9 protein-coding genes and 1 pseudogene are annotated in these 15,469 nt (G+C 40.7%); 6 read left to right on the top strand and 4 right to left on the bottom strand.

Features of this window, described 5'->3' with window-relative positions:
• Positions 1-121: 121 nt before the first annotated feature.
• Positions 122-703: pseudogene (locus tag GQA99_RS14780) on the bottom strand (helicase HerA-like domain-containing protein); the annotation flags it as partial.
• A 358-nt stretch (positions 704-1,061) separates the two neighbouring features.
• Positions 1,062-2,993: a S9 family peptidase gene (locus GQA99_RS14775; RefSeq protein ID WP_160054911.1), complete on the bottom strand. Its 1,932-nt coding sequence runs from the start codon at positions 2,991-2,993 to the stop codon at positions 1,062-1,064.
• Positions 2,994-3,398: 405 nt separating this feature from the next.
• On the opposite strand from GQA99_RS14775, the gene hsdR reads away from it, so the two are divergent.
• The 6 genes from hsdR (at position 3,399) to GQA99_RS14745 (ending at position 13,011) form a co-directional block, all read left to right on the top strand.
• Positions 3,399-5,882, top strand: coding sequence for an EcoAI/FtnUII family type I restriction enzme subunit R (gene hsdR / locus GQA99_RS14770; RefSeq protein ID WP_160054909.1), 2,484 nt, complete (start codon positions 3,399-3,401; stop codon positions 5,880-5,882).
• Positions 5,883-6,053: 171 nt separating this feature from the next.
• The gene (locus GQA99_RS14765; protein WP_160054907.1) at positions 6,054-7,547 is read left to right on the top strand and encodes an N-6 DNA methylase; all 1,494 of its coding nucleotides are present in this window, start codon (positions 6,054-6,056) and stop codon (positions 7,545-7,547) included.
• A gap of 203 nt (positions 7,548-7,750) precedes the next feature.
• Positions 7,751-9,433, top strand: a complete 1,683-nt coding sequence (locus tag GQA99_RS14760; protein WP_240904654.1) for a restriction endonuclease subunit S — start codon at positions 7,751-7,753, stop codon at positions 9,431-9,433.
• Between the two features lie 118 nt (positions 9,434-9,551).
• Positions 9,552-11,348: a DUF262 domain-containing protein gene (locus GQA99_RS14755; protein ID WP_160054902.1), complete on the top strand. Its 1,797-nt coding sequence runs from the start codon at positions 9,552-9,554 to the stop codon at positions 11,346-11,348.
• A 206-nt stretch (positions 11,349-11,554) separates the two neighbouring features.
• A complete protein-coding gene (locus tag GQA99_RS14750) occupies positions 11,555-11,866 on the top strand; it encodes a type I restriction endonuclease (RefSeq protein ID WP_229785914.1) in 312 nt (103 codons plus the stop codon).
• Positions 11,851-13,011, top strand: coding sequence for a PcfJ domain-containing protein (locus GQA99_RS14745; RefSeq protein ID WP_160054899.1), 1,161 nt, complete (start codon positions 11,851-11,853; stop codon positions 13,009-13,011). The genes GQA99_RS14750 and GQA99_RS14745 overlap by 16 nt, the downstream gene beginning before the upstream one ends.
• Positions 13,012-13,576: 565 nt before the next feature.
• Here the strand turns inward: GQA99_RS14745 and GQA99_RS14740 are convergent.
• Together GQA99_RS14740 and GQA99_RS14735 are read right to left on the bottom strand one after the other, a co-directional pair.
• On the bottom strand, positions 13,577-14,863 hold the full coding sequence (locus tag GQA99_RS14740) for a tyrosine-type recombinase/integrase (protein ID WP_160054896.1): 1,287 nt from the start codon (positions 14,861-14,863) through the stop codon (positions 13,577-13,579).
• Between the two features lie 127 nt (positions 14,864-14,990).
• On the bottom strand, positions 14,991-15,251 hold the full coding sequence (locus GQA99_RS14735) for a hypothetical protein (RefSeq protein WP_160054893.1): 261 nt from the start codon (positions 15,249-15,251) through the stop codon (positions 14,991-14,993).
• Positions 15,252-15,469 lie beyond the last annotated feature (218 nt).

The raw sequence follows: 15,469 nt of genomic DNA, 5'->3' as shown, positions 1-15,469 counted from the left end.
ATATATTGAAGCACTACAATACAAAACGTGGGCATAGTTATAATAATTATATGACCCCAACAGCAGCTGAAAATGCTGCTTAAAGCATATCTCTTGTTTGTGTACAGATTTACTTGACCACATCAAAGTTCATCAACGATCGCTGAATCGCCGCTAATGATTGCGCACTGACTAAACCGTATTCAGCACTGATGGTTTTACGCTCTTTTGAGACTAAGGTCAGAAGCGCTTTAAGATCGTCTAAATCCAGCAATAATAAGCCTCGACTGTCGGCTAAGGCAAAAACAATTTCTAAAATGCTGCTTTGGATGTCATTTAGTCCCAGCATTCTGGCCAATAATGTTGGCCCCATCTCACTAACTGTGGTGCGAATAGGGTGACCTTGCTGACCCAGTAAGTCCCAAAAAACACATGGATTAGCTTGGGGGGTGAAATTGCTAATACCAATTTTATCAGCGCGGGCTAATAGTTTATCGGACACCTTACCTGCAGCGGCTAAACCTGAAATGTCCCCTTTAATATCTGTGACAAAAACCGGAACACCTCGACGGGAAAAGTTTTCAGCTAACATCATCAACGAGACCGTTTTCCCCGTACCAGTCGCCCCTGCAATTAAGCCATGACGATTACCATAACGCAGTTGTAGTTCAACGGGATTATCGCCTTTACCTATCAATATAGTGTTTGTTGAACTTTGCTTCATTCTAGCTCCTTGCAGATATTGTTTTCGGGAAAAGCACAAAGGGGATTTTTAATATTTATGGCAATGACAGTGTAGAACAAGAATGTAAAATATGAATGTCGAATTGATTGGCTGGCGCATAAATGCTGCTGACGCGCTACTATTAACTTAACAGGCAGCCCAGCAGTTATGCGATAATCTGCTGATGAAAAATTTAAATAGTATCAAGCCATTGGTATGCAATGGCTTGATTTGGTGTAAAACGCAGGTTAAATGTTACTCAATATAAAACCGATTAAGCAAAGGGGCTTTATCACGCTTAACAAGCTAAGTAAAAACTGCTGCAAGAACACCATTCAAAATCAACTTGGCCGAGTATTTACTTACTTGTTTTCAGTAAGTAAGCATCTAAAAATTCGAGATATTTATTAGATGCACTAATCCGATTATTCTTTTTTGAAAAACCATGGCCTTCATCATCAAAAAGCAGATAATCAACATAGGTACCACCCGAGCGAATGGCTTCGACCATTTCATCACTCTCAATCTTGAGTACCCGAGGGTCATTAACGCCTTGCACAACTAAAACCGGATTGTTAACTTTTTCACCAAAAAATACCGGTGAAATGCGGTGTAATCTTTCTTTATCTGTAGCGGGGTCGCCTAATTCATCGTACAAACTTTTTCTAAAAGACTCCCAATAGGGCGGAATACTTTCGAGGGTACGCACCCAGTTAGTCACACCGAAAATATTAATACCCACCTTAAACTCATCAGTAAATGTCATTGCGGCCATAGTAAGGTAACCGCCGTAACTGCCACCCATCACGCCAATTTTTTCAGCATCAACCCAATCTAATGTTTGAAGATACTTTTTGTTATAAACGACATCTTGTAAGTCATCTTCACCATGGCGTTTGTCATCCAAATGGAAAAAGGTTTTTCCGTACCCGCTTGAACCACGATTGTTAATCATGATGATGGCGTAACCGTTATTGACAAGATGTTGAATCATTGCACTGTATCCTTTTCGTGACTGCCCACCAGGGCCGCCATGAATAAACACCAATGCAGGGACTTTATTTATCATGCTCGCTTGCTTTGGTTTATACAAAATTGCTGGAATGTCTATGCCATCAAAACTTTTAAACCGCACCACCTCACCAGTAACCAAATTTTGCTCTTTTATGATGGGATTACCCGAGTTAGTCAAGCGCGTAATCGAGTCTGAACCCAGTGTGTGAACATATAAGTTAGATGGCGAAGTATCCGAGTTGAGATAGAACACCATAGACTTAGAATCATTACTGAAATTTACGCCACTTAAATCGCCACTGGGTAATACAGGTAATTTCAGCTCTGACTGGGTTTTTAAGTCTTTAATAATTAATTGTGTTTGCGCATCAGCATTAACACCGATAATTTGGTATCTGCCGTCTTTTGAAAAATAACTAAAGCTAACATCCCAGTCAGCTTTATAATTTAACGTACTTTTACTCGTGTCTAAATCGTAGGCCCAAGCCTGATTAAACTCACCAAACTCATCTGTTGCATATAACAACTGTTTATTATTTTTTGAAAAGGTATGAACGTAATATGAAACATCACCACTATGCTGGGTGATCAGCGTTGGTTTGGCCATCGTTAACTGTAAATCAACCAGGTAGAGATCTGAGTTACTATTTGAATGTGTTTTGCTCAGCGCAATAAAACGTCCATTTGGGCTGACACTCTCAACATTAAAACCTGAATCATTTTTAAACACTAATTCACGACTATAATCATCAGCATTGTATTGATAAACATCAAAAAATTTGGGGTCTCTCTCATTAGTGGCAACAAAGAATGAACGGTCATTTTCATGCCAAGACAACATCAAGGCTTTTAAACCTTCACCAGGGGTTAAATCGAGCTGTGAACCATCTAATTGTTGAACATAAAGATGATCTAATTCATCACCGCCTTTGTCAGCGCTAAATAAAAACCGCTCATCGTTAGGAAACCAAGACGCAACAAAAATCGATTCTTTAGTCGAGAAGGTGAGTTGTTTTGCTGGCCCGCCATCTACCGGCACTCGGTAAGCATTAAAAATGCCACTGGCATCATTACTCACTAACACAGCATCGCTTGAATGATTTATTGAAGAACCGTACACACTCGTCGTTTTATAAAACTCTTCAGCACTATAGGTTTCAAAAGCAACTGAACTAATTGGAGTAGACGAAGCTGTTACAGCATTGGGTTTATCCACCGTCGAACAAGCGCTGAGCACAGCGAATGCAATGACAGTTGTGACGACAAACTTATACATAAAAATATCCTTTTTTTATTGATCATATTAATCGAGAACACCCGCAAACACTTTCGGAACAACTTCATCTCAATCACCTAGTAAAATGCATAATAATAGGCTAGTTGAGCCTGCTATTAATGTTGATTATTACCGTATTCAAGCTAGTCGTAAAAACACATATTAACAAGGAGGGTACAGCCACGAAAATTTGGAACTAGCAAACTTAAAACTGTCAATTCGGGCTTGTAAGATTTTTAACACTGTATGTTGTTCTTAAGTATTAAAAAGCCTTTTAACGTGTAAGCTAAGAAATTTATGATTTTAGTTCTGTATCTGCATGTAATCATTGGTGTTTGAGCTATTTTGTGGCAAACTAATTTTTAATTGCAGTTTGTTGCTGTGCTAGAAGGACCTAGATTTCATATGAGCATCAATAAAGCCAAGCTTTCCGAAACCGATATCATTAGCAAATTCATCATGCCAGCCATTAAACAAGCGGGCTGGAATGACATGTCGCAAATTCGCCAGGAGGTGAAATTGCGCGACGGTAAAGTGATAGTGCGCGGCCAAATGGGCGTGCGGAAAACGGTTAAGTCTGCTGATATTGTGCTGTATCACAAACCCAGCATGCCACTTGCGGTAATTGAAGCGAAAGCCAATAAGCATGAAGTGGGTAAGGGCATGCAACAGGCGCTCGATTATGCTCGTTTGCTCGATGTACCTTTTATCTTTGCCTCTAACGGTGATGGTTTTATCTTTCATGATAAAACCCATGCAGTCACAAACAGTCTCGGAACTAGCGAAGCGCACCAACTCGAAACAGAAATCCGTTTAGTAGACTTCCCGTCACCACAAGAGCTTTGGACTAAATACTGTATTTGGAAAGGCTACACCCCAGCGCAATTACCGATTATCAATCAAGAATATCATGATGATGGCACGGGTAAGCATCCACGCTATTATCAACTTCAAGCTATCAATAAAACCATCGAAGCCATTTCATCTGGCAAAGACCGAGTCTTACTTGTGATGGCAACCGGTACGGGTAAAACCTATACGGCGTTTCAAATTATTTGGCGATTATGGAAGTCCCGCGCTAAAAAGCGCATCTTGTTTTTAGCCGACCGTAATATCCTGGTTGATCAAACTAAGGCTGGTGATTTTCAACCTTTTGGCTCTGCAATGACCAAAATTACTGGGCGCACGGTAGATCCTGCATTTGAAATTCATTTAGCGCTTTATCAAGCATTAACCGGTCCAGAAGAGCACCAAAAAGCCTTTAAACAAGTCGACCCAGACTTTTTTGATTTAATCATTATCGACGAGTGTCATCGTGGCAGTGCTTCTGAAGACAGTGCCTGGCGAGAAATTCTTGAGTACTTTAAAAGCGCAGCCCAGGTTGGTCTTACGGCCACCCCTAAAGAAACCGATGAAGTCTCTAACACGGATTATTTTGGTGAGCCTGTTTATACCTATTCCCTTAAAGAAGGCATTGAAGATGGCTTTTTAGCGCCATATAAGGTCGTTCGCGTTGATATCGATGTTGATTTACAAGGTTGGCGCCCCACAAAAGGGCAAGTAGATAATAACGGCGAAGTGATTGAAGACAGGATCTACAACCAAAAAGATTTCGACCGCACCATGGTGATTGATGAACGTACTCAACTTGTGGCCGAGACAATCACTAACTACCTAAAACGTACTGACCCGATGGCCAAAACTATTGTGTTTTGTAACGATATTGACCACGCAGACCGTATGCGCCGTGCACTTGCTAATCTCAATCCTGAGCAGATGGCTAAAAACGAAAAGTACGTCATGAAAATCACCGGTGATGATGAACTGGGTAAAGCCCAGCTTGATAATTTCATCAATCCTAAGAAAGCCTACCCGGTAATCGCCACCACATCCGAATTGATGTCCACTGGCGTAGACGCCAAAACCTGTAAGTTAGTGGTGCTGGATCAAAACATTCAGTCGATGACCAAGTTTAAACAGATTATTGGCCGTGGAACCCGCATTGACGACAGATACGGCAAACTCTGGTTTACCATTTTAGACTTTAAAAAAGCCACCGAACTGTTTGCCGACGAACGCTTTGACGGTACACCAGAAAAAATCATCAAAGTTACCCCTGAAGATATCGAAGATGAGTATGTTGATATTGATGCGGATGATGATTTTGCTGGTGCTGATGGGGTAGATATTCAAGGCGAACATCCAGATGATGATAGTAATCAAACTGACACCATCAATGAACCTCAAGGTGATGGCCTAGGTAATGATAAATGGGGCGACGGTGAATGGGACGATGGCGAAACCCGTAAAATAAACAAATATCGCGTGTCTGGCGTTACCGTCAGCAAAGTGGCTGAGCGAGTGCAGTATTACGACAGTGACGGCAAGTTAGTCACCGAATCATTCAAAGATTACACCCGCAAAACCATGGCCAAACAATTCAGCTCACTCGATGAGTTCGTAAAGCGTTGGAACGACTCCGATCGTAAACAAGCCATCATCGACGAGCTCGCGCTAGAGGGTATTATTTGGTCGGCACTAGAAGATGAAGTCGGCAAAGACATGGATCCCTTCGACATGATTTGCCATGTGGTTTACGACCAACCGCCACTTACTCGTGCCGAACGGGTAAATAACGTGCAAAAGCGCAATTACTTCACTAAATATTCTGATACTGCACAAGCAGTACTGCAAAATTTACTGGTAAAATATGCCGATGTCGGCGTGCAAGAAATCGAAAACATACAAGTGCTTAAAGTCGCACCCTTTACCGACTACGGTAATTTGAGTGAAATCGTTAAAAAAGGCTTTGGCGGCAAGCAAGAATACGAGCAGGCCATTAGTGAGTTAGAAGCGCAAATTTATCAAATACATCAGCAATCAGCTTAATGTACGTGTCATTATTCGCGCCATTGGTTGCTTATTTGAATTATTGTTTAAAGCTTTTTTGAAAGCGTAGAAACCGTGCGCTATATGAGCCCGGTTTATAAACAATTAGATACACCACATCATTTTATACTGCGGCTAATGACAGCCGCTGTAACTGTTTAAGAGAATACTATGTCTATCAGTTCAGCAATTAAATCCATCCAAGATATTATGCGTAAAGATGCCGGCGTTGACGGCGATGCTCAGCGATTAGGGCAAATGTCTTGGTTACTTTTCTTAAAAGTGTTTGATGCACAAGAAGAAGAGTTAGAGCTTGAACTGGACGATTACCGCGAGCCAATTCCTGCTGAGTTTTTATGGCGCAACTGGGCAGCCGACAACGAAGGCATTACCGGTGACGAACTGCTTGAGTTTGTAAATGATGAGCTATTCCCACAGCTTAAAAACTTAACCGCACCAATTGATAAAAACCCACGCGGTTTTGTGGTAAAAGCGGCTTTTTCAGATGCGTTTAACTACATGAAAAACGGCACGTTACTGCGCCAGGTGATTAACAAGCTTAATGAGATTGATTTTACTGACTCAAACGAGCGTCATTTGTTTGGTGACTTGTACGAGCAAATCTTAAAAGATTTACAAAGCGCGGGAAATGCAGGCGAATTTTATACCCCAAGAGCGATTACTAAATTTATTGTGGCAGTCACTAACCCACAACTCGGTGAATCTATCATGGACCCAGCCTGCGGCACGGGCGGCTTTTTAGCGTGCGCATTTGACCATGTTAAAGTTAATTACGTTAAAACCAGTGACGACCACCAAACCCTACAACAGCAAATTCATGGCGTTGAAAAAAAGCAGCTGCCGCATTTACTCTGTACCACCAACATGATGCTGCACGGTATTGAAGTACCGGTACAAATCAAACACGGCAATACGCTGAATAAACCGCTTTCAAGTTGGGATGAAGAAATTGATGTCATCATCACCAATCCGCCCTTTGGCGGCACCGAAGAAGACGGTATTGAAAAGAACTTCCCAAGCGAGTTTCAAACCCGTGAAACCGCCGACTTGTTTTTACAGTTAATTATCGAGGTGTTAGCAACGAAAGGGCGCGCCGCTGTGGTATTGCCAGACGGCACCTTGTTTGGTGAAGGCGTTAAAACCAAAATCAAAAAGATGTTAATGGATGAATGTAATCTACACACCATAGTGCGTTTACCTAATGGCGTGTTTAACCCATACACCGGTATTAAAACCAACATCCTGTTTTTCACCAAAGGCACGCCGACAAAAGACGTGTGGTTTTACGAGCACCCATACCCAGCTGGAGTTAAAAACTACAACAAAACTAAGCCAATGAAGTTTGAAGAGTTCGAGACGGAACTGGCATGGTGGGGCAACGAAGCTGATGGCTTTGCATCGCGAGTAGAAAACGAGCAAGCCTGGAAAGTGTCAATCGATGACATTATTGCCCGCAACTACAATCTCGATATTAAAAATCCCCATGTGGGCGAGGTTATCAGCCACGATCCACTCGAATTGTTAACTGATTACGCCAATCAACAAGCTGATATTCAGGCTATACGCGATCAACTAAAAGGCATTCTCTCTGCAGCACTCACACCATCAACTTCAACTTCAACAAAGCGTGAAGGTGACAAGTAATGGTTAAATCTCTTGAGTTGAAAACAAACGTAAACGCAGAAAGCCTTAGCTCTGAGCAATTAATAACAGACCACATTGATATTTGGACCTCAGCCATAGAGCAAAAATCGTCAGCAGGTCGCGGCACATCGAACAAATTTTCGTTATACGGCATAAAAAAACTGCGTGAACTGATTTTAGAACTCGCCGTTCGCGGCAAGTTAGTGCCGCAACATCCAAATGACGAGCCAGCGTCAGTATTACTTGAACGTATAGTTGCTGAAAAAGCGCAATTGGTGAAAGAAGGTAAGCTTAAAAAACAAAAGCCATTGCCTGAGGTTGGCGAAGATGAAAAGCCATTTGAATTGTCGCAAGGTTGGGAGTGGTCGAGGCTTTCTCAAACTGGTTTAGGTTCAACTGGTAAAACTCCCAGTACTAAACAACCAATTTTCTTTGAAGGCAATATTCCATTCATCGGCCCTGGGCAAATTACACCGGCTGGAATCATTTTAAAATCAGATAAATTTTTAAGTGAAAGTGGTCTTGGACATAGTAGTGAAGCATTACCAGATGATATTTTCATGGTTTGTATTGGTGGTTCTATAGGTAAAGCGGCTATTGTTGTTGAACGCTCTGGCTTTAATCAGCAAATTAACTGTATTTCGCCAATTTATATAATAAGTACTTATTTGTATTTTGCGTTATCAACTTATAGTTTTTATTCTTCTGTATTAGAAAAAGCAACGGGTTCAGCAACACCGATTATTAACCGTGGAAAATGGGAAGAACTTCTTGTACCAATCCCTCCACTCGAAGAACAGCACCGCATCGTCGCTAAAGTCGATGAGTTAATGCTGTTGTGTGATGCCCTTGAAGCACAAACAGAAGCCAGTATTGTTGCACACCAAACCTTAGTCGAAACCTTGCTCAATGCACTGCTACTGCCTAATACAACTCAGCAAACGACGACGAATACGAGCAACACTTTAGCTGACAGCCTAGAACCCGCTTTTGACAATAGTGATGCAAGCAGCCCTGAGCCATCTTTGACAAACAGCTTTGAAAAGGCCTGGCTACGCATCGCCGAACACTTCGACACACTATTCACCACAGCAGCCAGCATCGACACCCTAAAACAAACCATCCTCCAACTCGCCGTAATGGGCAAGCTTGTACCACAAAATGTGAACGACGAACCAGCCGCCAAACTACTCGAACGCATCGCCGCCGAAAAAGCCCAACTGATTAAAGACGGCAAAATCAAAAAGCAGAAACCACTAGTTGATTTTGAAGGACTTGGTGAAATGAAGAAACCTCTACCAAATAGCTGGGAATGGATTCGATTAGCCGATACTGCAGACTTAGTTCGAGGTGGTTCACCGAGACCCGCTGGTGACCCAAGATTTTATGGCGGTGATATTCCATTTTTAAAAGTAGGGGATATCACTCGAAAAAGCTCGAAATTTGTAGAAGGGTTTAATTCCTCGATTACTGAAGCTGGCCTCCATAAAACAAGACTCATTGAAACAAGAACTGTTCTTCTTTCAAATAGTGGCGCAACACTTGGTATTCCTGCAATTTGCACATTCCCTGCCACTTTTAATGATGGTGTTGCTGCGTTTGTAGAAAGATCACAATTTATTTTTGATGAGTATCTATATTTATATTTATCCACACTAAGTAAATGGTTTTTAGACATAGCCTCTCGAGGCCAGGGTCAGCCTAACTTAAATACTGACATAATCAAAGCAACTTGGTTTGCTCTTCCTCCACTAGAAGAACAATACCGCATCGTCGCCAAAGTCGATGAGCTAATGGCACTTTGCGACCAACTCAAAGCCCGTTTAAGTGACGCCCAAACCACCCAACTCCACCTCACCGACGCCATCGTCGAACAGGCGCTGTAATCATGAATAAATTACAGCAACGCTTGAACAAAACGCGCCAAGTCAAACAAGGCATGATGCAAGAATTGCTAACGGGTAAAACCCGCTTACCGTTTATTCAAAGCAAGGAAGCTTAAAGATGAGTGACAATATACTAACCACAGTTGATGAGTTATTTAAACAGCACATATTTAGCATTCCAAATTATCAACGTTCTTACGCGTGGGAAGAAGAGCAATTAGAAGTTTTTATTGAAGACTTGCGCCACCAATTGAATGCGCATAAAACTACTGTCGCAGATGAAAAACGTAAGCCTTATTTTATGGGCACACTGTTATTGCATGCAAAGCAAAATGGCGATACCGAATGTTTGTCTGTTGACGTTGTTGATGGTCAGCAACGTTTAACTACGTTATTAATTTTTATTGCTACAGCGCTGCGAGAGGTTGCTGAAATCGAGGGGCGTGATTTTTTAACATCGCACTATATTGAGCACCCTGAGTTTGAGCAAAAATTCAAAACAATCGGAAAAGATAATAACTGTTTTAGGGGGAGCATTTTAGGGATTGATATTGCTAATGAAGCACCAGAGAGTCTTTCTTCACAAAAACTCATCTTTGCTCGTGATTATTTCCGTCAAAATGTAAAGACTGAAGAATGGCCTGAAATGGTAACGCAGCTACGTAATGCGGAAGTGTTAGCATACGTTATTGATAACCTTTCTACCGCGACACAAATTTTTGAGTTTCAAAATGACCGCGGCAAAAAGCTCACTAACTTAGAAGCTGTTAAGAGTTTCTTAATGCATAACGTGCATTTAAACTCAAAAGGTGCATCTGCTAATAAGCTTGAGTCTATCCATAGTCATTTTGAATCCATTTTTCGCGATATTGAAGAGCTTGCTCATTATCCAAGAACGCCTGAAGAAGACAGTATACTCTCTTACCATTGCGCTGCTTTTCTGCCTTGGACTGATGCTGAGTATTTACAGCCGAAGAAACTCATAAAAAAACAACTCAATGCGATTGAAGAACAAGACCCTAAGGCAATAATCGATTGGATTAACCAGTTTATTACCAATCTAAAGCAGAGCTATAAAAATGTGCTAACTATTTATAAGAAAATGGATGAATTTACTGAGTTTTCACATATTGTTATTTTAAATCGCCTTGCCCCATTTTGGCCGTTACTCATTAAAACCTATCACGAAGATGGTTATAGCAATAAAGCGCATTTTAAAAAAGCGTGTCATTTGATGGAATTGTTTAGCCTTAGAGCATACGGCTTAGCTAACTTACGCTCTAATGCGGGTAATTCGCATCTGCTCTGGATTACAAAGCAATTTCAAACAATTCAAAACGATTGCGTTTTAGATTTTAAATGGCTATTTGAAGAGCTAACTAACATGTGCAGTTGGTGGGGTATTCCTGAGCGTATGAACACGAACCTGCAAAGCCCCCATTTTTACAACAATAGTAAAGCATCAGCTCTATACATTTTGTGGCGTTATGAAAACTACTTGCGAAGCGGTAATGACAATCAAAATAAGTGGTCAAAATTGTCTTGGCGAGACATCGTTATGCCTAAAAATCACTCTGAAAAATTGAGTCTTGAGCACATTGCAGCTCAAAATAACGAGCAGTCGACACATTTAGTGAGTTGGAATGAGAGTGATGAAAAATCTGAATTCAAAGATATCGCCTTACATCGACTAGGTAATTTAGTGCTTGATAGCATATCGTCTAATTCGTCTAAACAAGATCATGATTTTGATAAAAAATGGCAAAAACTGTCAGCAAGCTCAACTTACTTGAGCCAAGGTGAACTAAAAAACTATATTTCACCAGAATCTAACACATGGGACGTTTATGCTATTAAAAATAGGCAAGTTAAGCTAACTGCGTTTATCGAACAGCACTGGGGCGTAAAAGCCTAAATACCAACTTGCTTATTTGCCCCATAAGTACAGGCACAAGGAATATACATGAGTAATGTAGGCCCAAAGGAAAGGGCAACGCAACAGCGTGTGGAGACATTTTTCGTGATCAGCTTGGCTATGAATATTAAGGCAATTAGGAATACTGCGAAGATAATCGCAATATCGAAACTCTATTACTGACGCAATGGCTTAGGAAGCGTGGTGTGTCTGAGGCCTTGATAGTACGTGCATTACGTAAACTCGATATTGCTGCGGCGCTTGGCGAAGGTAAAAAACTGTTTGATACCAACAAAGAAGAGTATCGACTATTACGTTACGGCGTTAAAGAGAAAGAGAGCAGCGGTGAGCTTAATCAAATCGTGTGGTTAATTGATTGGCAAAATCCCAGTGAAAATGATTTTGCCATTGCCGAGGAAATGACGGTAAAAGGTGAACTTAAGAAACGCCCAGATATTGTGGTGTATGTTAATGGCATTCTTAATATAAAACAGGCAAAAAAATGGATTTACAACTAACCATACAAACGACTCACCTGGGTTTTGACTATGATATAGAGCTGCATAGTTGGCATCAAAAACTATGTGCTTATAGAGTATTTAATAACACTGAGCGCAAAGAGTTATTAGAAGGTGGGTTAGGGTTAGGGCTTAACTTTATCACTCAGTTTGCATTAGGTGATGAATGGTTGGCGCAAATTCCCGAGCAGTATATTTCAATCACGAATGCTTTTCCTGAGCATCAGTATCAGCTTTTGTGGCTTGCCGCTAATAGTGAACAAGCCGCGCAATTGCTATTAATGCGCCCGTTATTATTAGTGCTTATTTGTGAGCAGTACCCAATTGATAACGAAAAGGCATTAGCATTAAGTCAGCTAGGACAACGCGACATTCTGAGTGAACTCGGATACGACAATTCGAAAGCCACACTCAAATTTATCGACAAGCTAACACTCAAGTTTGATAGAGATATAGAGTTAAAGTTTTTGAAAAAACTGTTAGATAAGAGAATGTGTCGTTACAAAGTGTTTAAACATCATCAGGTAATAAACTATTTGACCATAAGCCTGGATAACCGATACCCATTTTTAACCTGCACAAAATTGGGCCATGCTATAGCAAATGACAAAAGTATCAAAAGAGGGCCGTTACGTGCTTGTTTGGCTGACACCATAACACTTGGTTTAGCGCTCGGTGTTAATGAGCCTGCGAATAGAATTGGCCAGCTTTCGTCATTTGATGAACTTGAAAGATTGCACCAACAATGGATTGATCAACGTAATGATATTGAAAGATTGGAACACAGGCCAGTCGATGCTGATGCACCATATCCACAATTGATCGCAAGTGAGCCTAACTTTATCGCAATTGACAATTATGATGCGCTTATTAATGAAGGTATGACCCAAAAGCATTGTATTGCTGTTTATCACAATCGTATTGTCGCAGGACATTATTGCGCGTTTAAAATGGATCACCCACAAAGAATGACTATTGGAGTGAAAGTCAATAAACGCATTGGCATGCTTGAATTGGACCAAATCAAGGGAATACGCAATGCAATCGCAACTAATGAAACCCAAGAGTTAGTCTATGCATGGTTTGAAAGAGTGAAGAAAATCTATAAGCAAGGTTATGATCATCAGGTGGAGTTAAAAGCTTAGTTGTCTAATTCACAAACTCTGGCTTTGGCGATTACAAAGATGCGTTTCAACAATTTCAACATCACATCACCAGGTAAGCTCTAATTTCGATAGACCAATATTAGGTAACAGTCGTAAAGCATGCACAAACAGCTCAAATAAATATACCACGCATTTTAAAAAAGTCAGGTGGTGAAAACTGACATAAAAAGCGCTCTGAATAGAATATTGCACCATAGTTGTGCGGTCAAATCGTCAATATTAATATAACTATATGATTATAAATATTAAAGGGCCAGATCCACGAAGTGAGACAAAAACCATTTGGTTTGAAAAGAACACAACAGGTTATCAGCTCATAAACACAAACACTCTATTTAACATAATATACATTGTGCGCATAAACCTATGAGTCTATGTATGCGCACATTTGCCGTTATGTTCACTAGCATAACGGATAGGATTATTGCCTGGTATATCGTTTATGTCGTTCAAATCAACATTATCGTTTAAATAACCCGCTTTAAATCGTGCTGACATTGCGTGCTTTTGTTTTTTACCAGCCATGGCAGCCAATGATGCAATCTCAAACATGGTTTAAGGGTTTGTTTTCTGCACTTTGGTGGCGTTCGGTTTGTGTTGTGTGTAAATACTGCGATGTGGTATCGATACTTTCGTGACCAGCATCGGCTTGTACATGTGACAATGGACGCTGATTAATATTGATGTCGTGTGTAATACCTGTGTGGCGAATGTTGTGTGCAGTAAGCTTACGCATTAATTGGCTGTCGTGATCGAATCCATCTTTTGCTGCATTGTCGGCAGCCTGGCTGATGAGCTTATCGATTTCATCTCGGATGTGTCGTATGCCTAAATTGGCATTGACGCTTCCAGATTCTCGTCCGTGGGCTGCGGCTTTGTGTCTAATAAAGATAGGATGTTGATCGTTAATGTTGGGTAAATCTGTTAACCCTAAATATTGCCGGTATTGCACAAGGCTTTTAAGTAGTACTTTGGATATGGCGATGTTGCGAGCTTTACCGCTTTTAGAATATGGCACGTGAAAATACCAAATGCGTGAATGTGGATCTTGTCTGAATTGGCTCATTATGGGCGCATAACCTGCGCGAGCACTGATTTCTGATATGCGTAAATAGCAGCTATATAATAGTGTGATTAAAAATAAACTGCGCTGATGTTGTTCAGGTTGTTCTTGAGCTAATTGCTCTACGGTGCTGACAACATAAGACCATTGTAATTGGGTAAATGCATGATGATTGTTATCTTCATCGAGGCTAAATTTACGTTTAATGGCAAAACGGCTGTGCTTAAGCCACAACTGTGCTGGGTTTCGCTCGGTATATTCTTCGCTAATTAAGTAACCATAAAATGATGATAATATGGCTACTTTTGTCTTTAAAGCATTGTCACTTAATTGATACGGCAGGCATTTACCAAGTTGTTTTTTGCCAATAAATGGTCGCCATTGTGCATTGGGTATACGCTCACCGCTGGCCTTATCGAGTTTAAATTGCGCCACATTGAAGTAGCCAATTAAGTTGTTTGGTGGTGATTGACAGTAATCGATGTACTTTGCGATGTCTTTGCGTGTCACTGCAATTGGTGACAATGACACGACATCAAAACACCAATGCAAATAAGTCGTCAGTTCGCTGCGATATGCTTTGTAGTTGTTTTCCGACTGTTTTTGTTCAAATAACCAATCAGCACAATGCTCGATAATGAGTCCTGCATCACTGACTTTATCGATTGAGATGCGTGTTATATATTGGTTCACGAATGCATTACCTTGTAATACATACTCTGCTGCATCAAAAAGTGGTAATACTGGAGGCAATGGCTCTGTTGTCATAGCGAATACATTACAGTTTAGGTTATTGTTTTAATGACTATTATAGCCATTTATGCTTGATGCCGATAACGTTATTTATCGGCATCAATGGATGTGACTCACTGATGCACTTAGCTGATGCATTTAGCTAAATAATGGTGGTTTGCAGATTTATGTTGTGCGTGTATGTCGTGTGTTCGTTTGACTTAGACATCTTGGATAATTGGCAGTTTTGTTGGCACTGTGTTTTTTGACATCCGATACGATTTTGGCAACTTAATAGGCACAGCTGCCATAAGGTTTGCTTACTGTCACGGTCTAAACACTGTAAATCAGCAGCACAAAGATGCCCTGCTTTAATTAGCTGCGCAACTTTAGTGCTTTCTATTGCTACATTGATTTTGGCCATCTCGCCTACCTCATTATCACATTATGTATTTTATCATACATTGTTGAGAATGATTATCAATTAGATTATTGACTGTGTTTTTCATTTTGTGCGCTTATACGGACTAAATCCCCTACTTTGTTAGCATTATGCATAGGCGCTCACCTACCACTTGATGATTAGTGTTATTTGTGGGACCTAATTGTTGTACCAATGAACACTCACACCGTTTTTTCAAC

The sequence above is a fragment of the Shewanella litoralis genome, assembly GCF_009828585.1.
Classification (GTDB): Bacteria; Pseudomonadota; Gammaproteobacteria; order Enterobacterales; family Shewanellaceae; genus Shewanella; species Shewanella litoralis.
The sequence above is the reverse complement of the archived record's forward strand: the minus strand, read 5'-3'. Positions and strand labels throughout refer to the sequence as shown.

Bases quoted from the DNA above. Each gene is read 5' to 3' on its own strand.
- GQA99_RS14765 (WP_160054907.1), top strand. From the start codon at position 6,054: ATGTCTATCAGTTCAGCAATTAAATCCATCCAAGATATTATGCGTAAA.
- GQA99_RS14755 (WP_160054902.1), top strand. From the start codon at position 9,552: ATGAGTGACAATATACTAACCACAGTTGATGAGTTATTTAAACAGCAC.
- GQA99_RS14735 (WP_160054893.1), bottom strand. From the start codon at position 15,251: ATGGCCAAAATCAATGTAGCAATAGAAAGCACTAAAGTTGCGCAGCTA.
- GQA99_RS14745 (WP_160054899.1), top strand. From the start codon at position 11,851: ATGGATTTACAACTAACCATACAAACGACTCACCTGGGTTTTGACTAT.
- GQA99_RS14775 (WP_160054911.1), bottom strand. From the start codon at position 2,993: ATGTATAAGTTTGTCGTCACAACTGTCATTGCATTCGCTGTGCTCAGC.
- hsdR (WP_160054909.1), top strand. From the start codon at position 3,399: ATGAGCATCAATAAAGCCAAGCTTTCCGAAACCGATATCATTAGCAAA.
- GQA99_RS14740 (WP_160054896.1), bottom strand. From the start codon at position 14,863: ATGACAACAGAGCCATTGCCTCCAGTATTACCACTTTTTGATGCAGCA.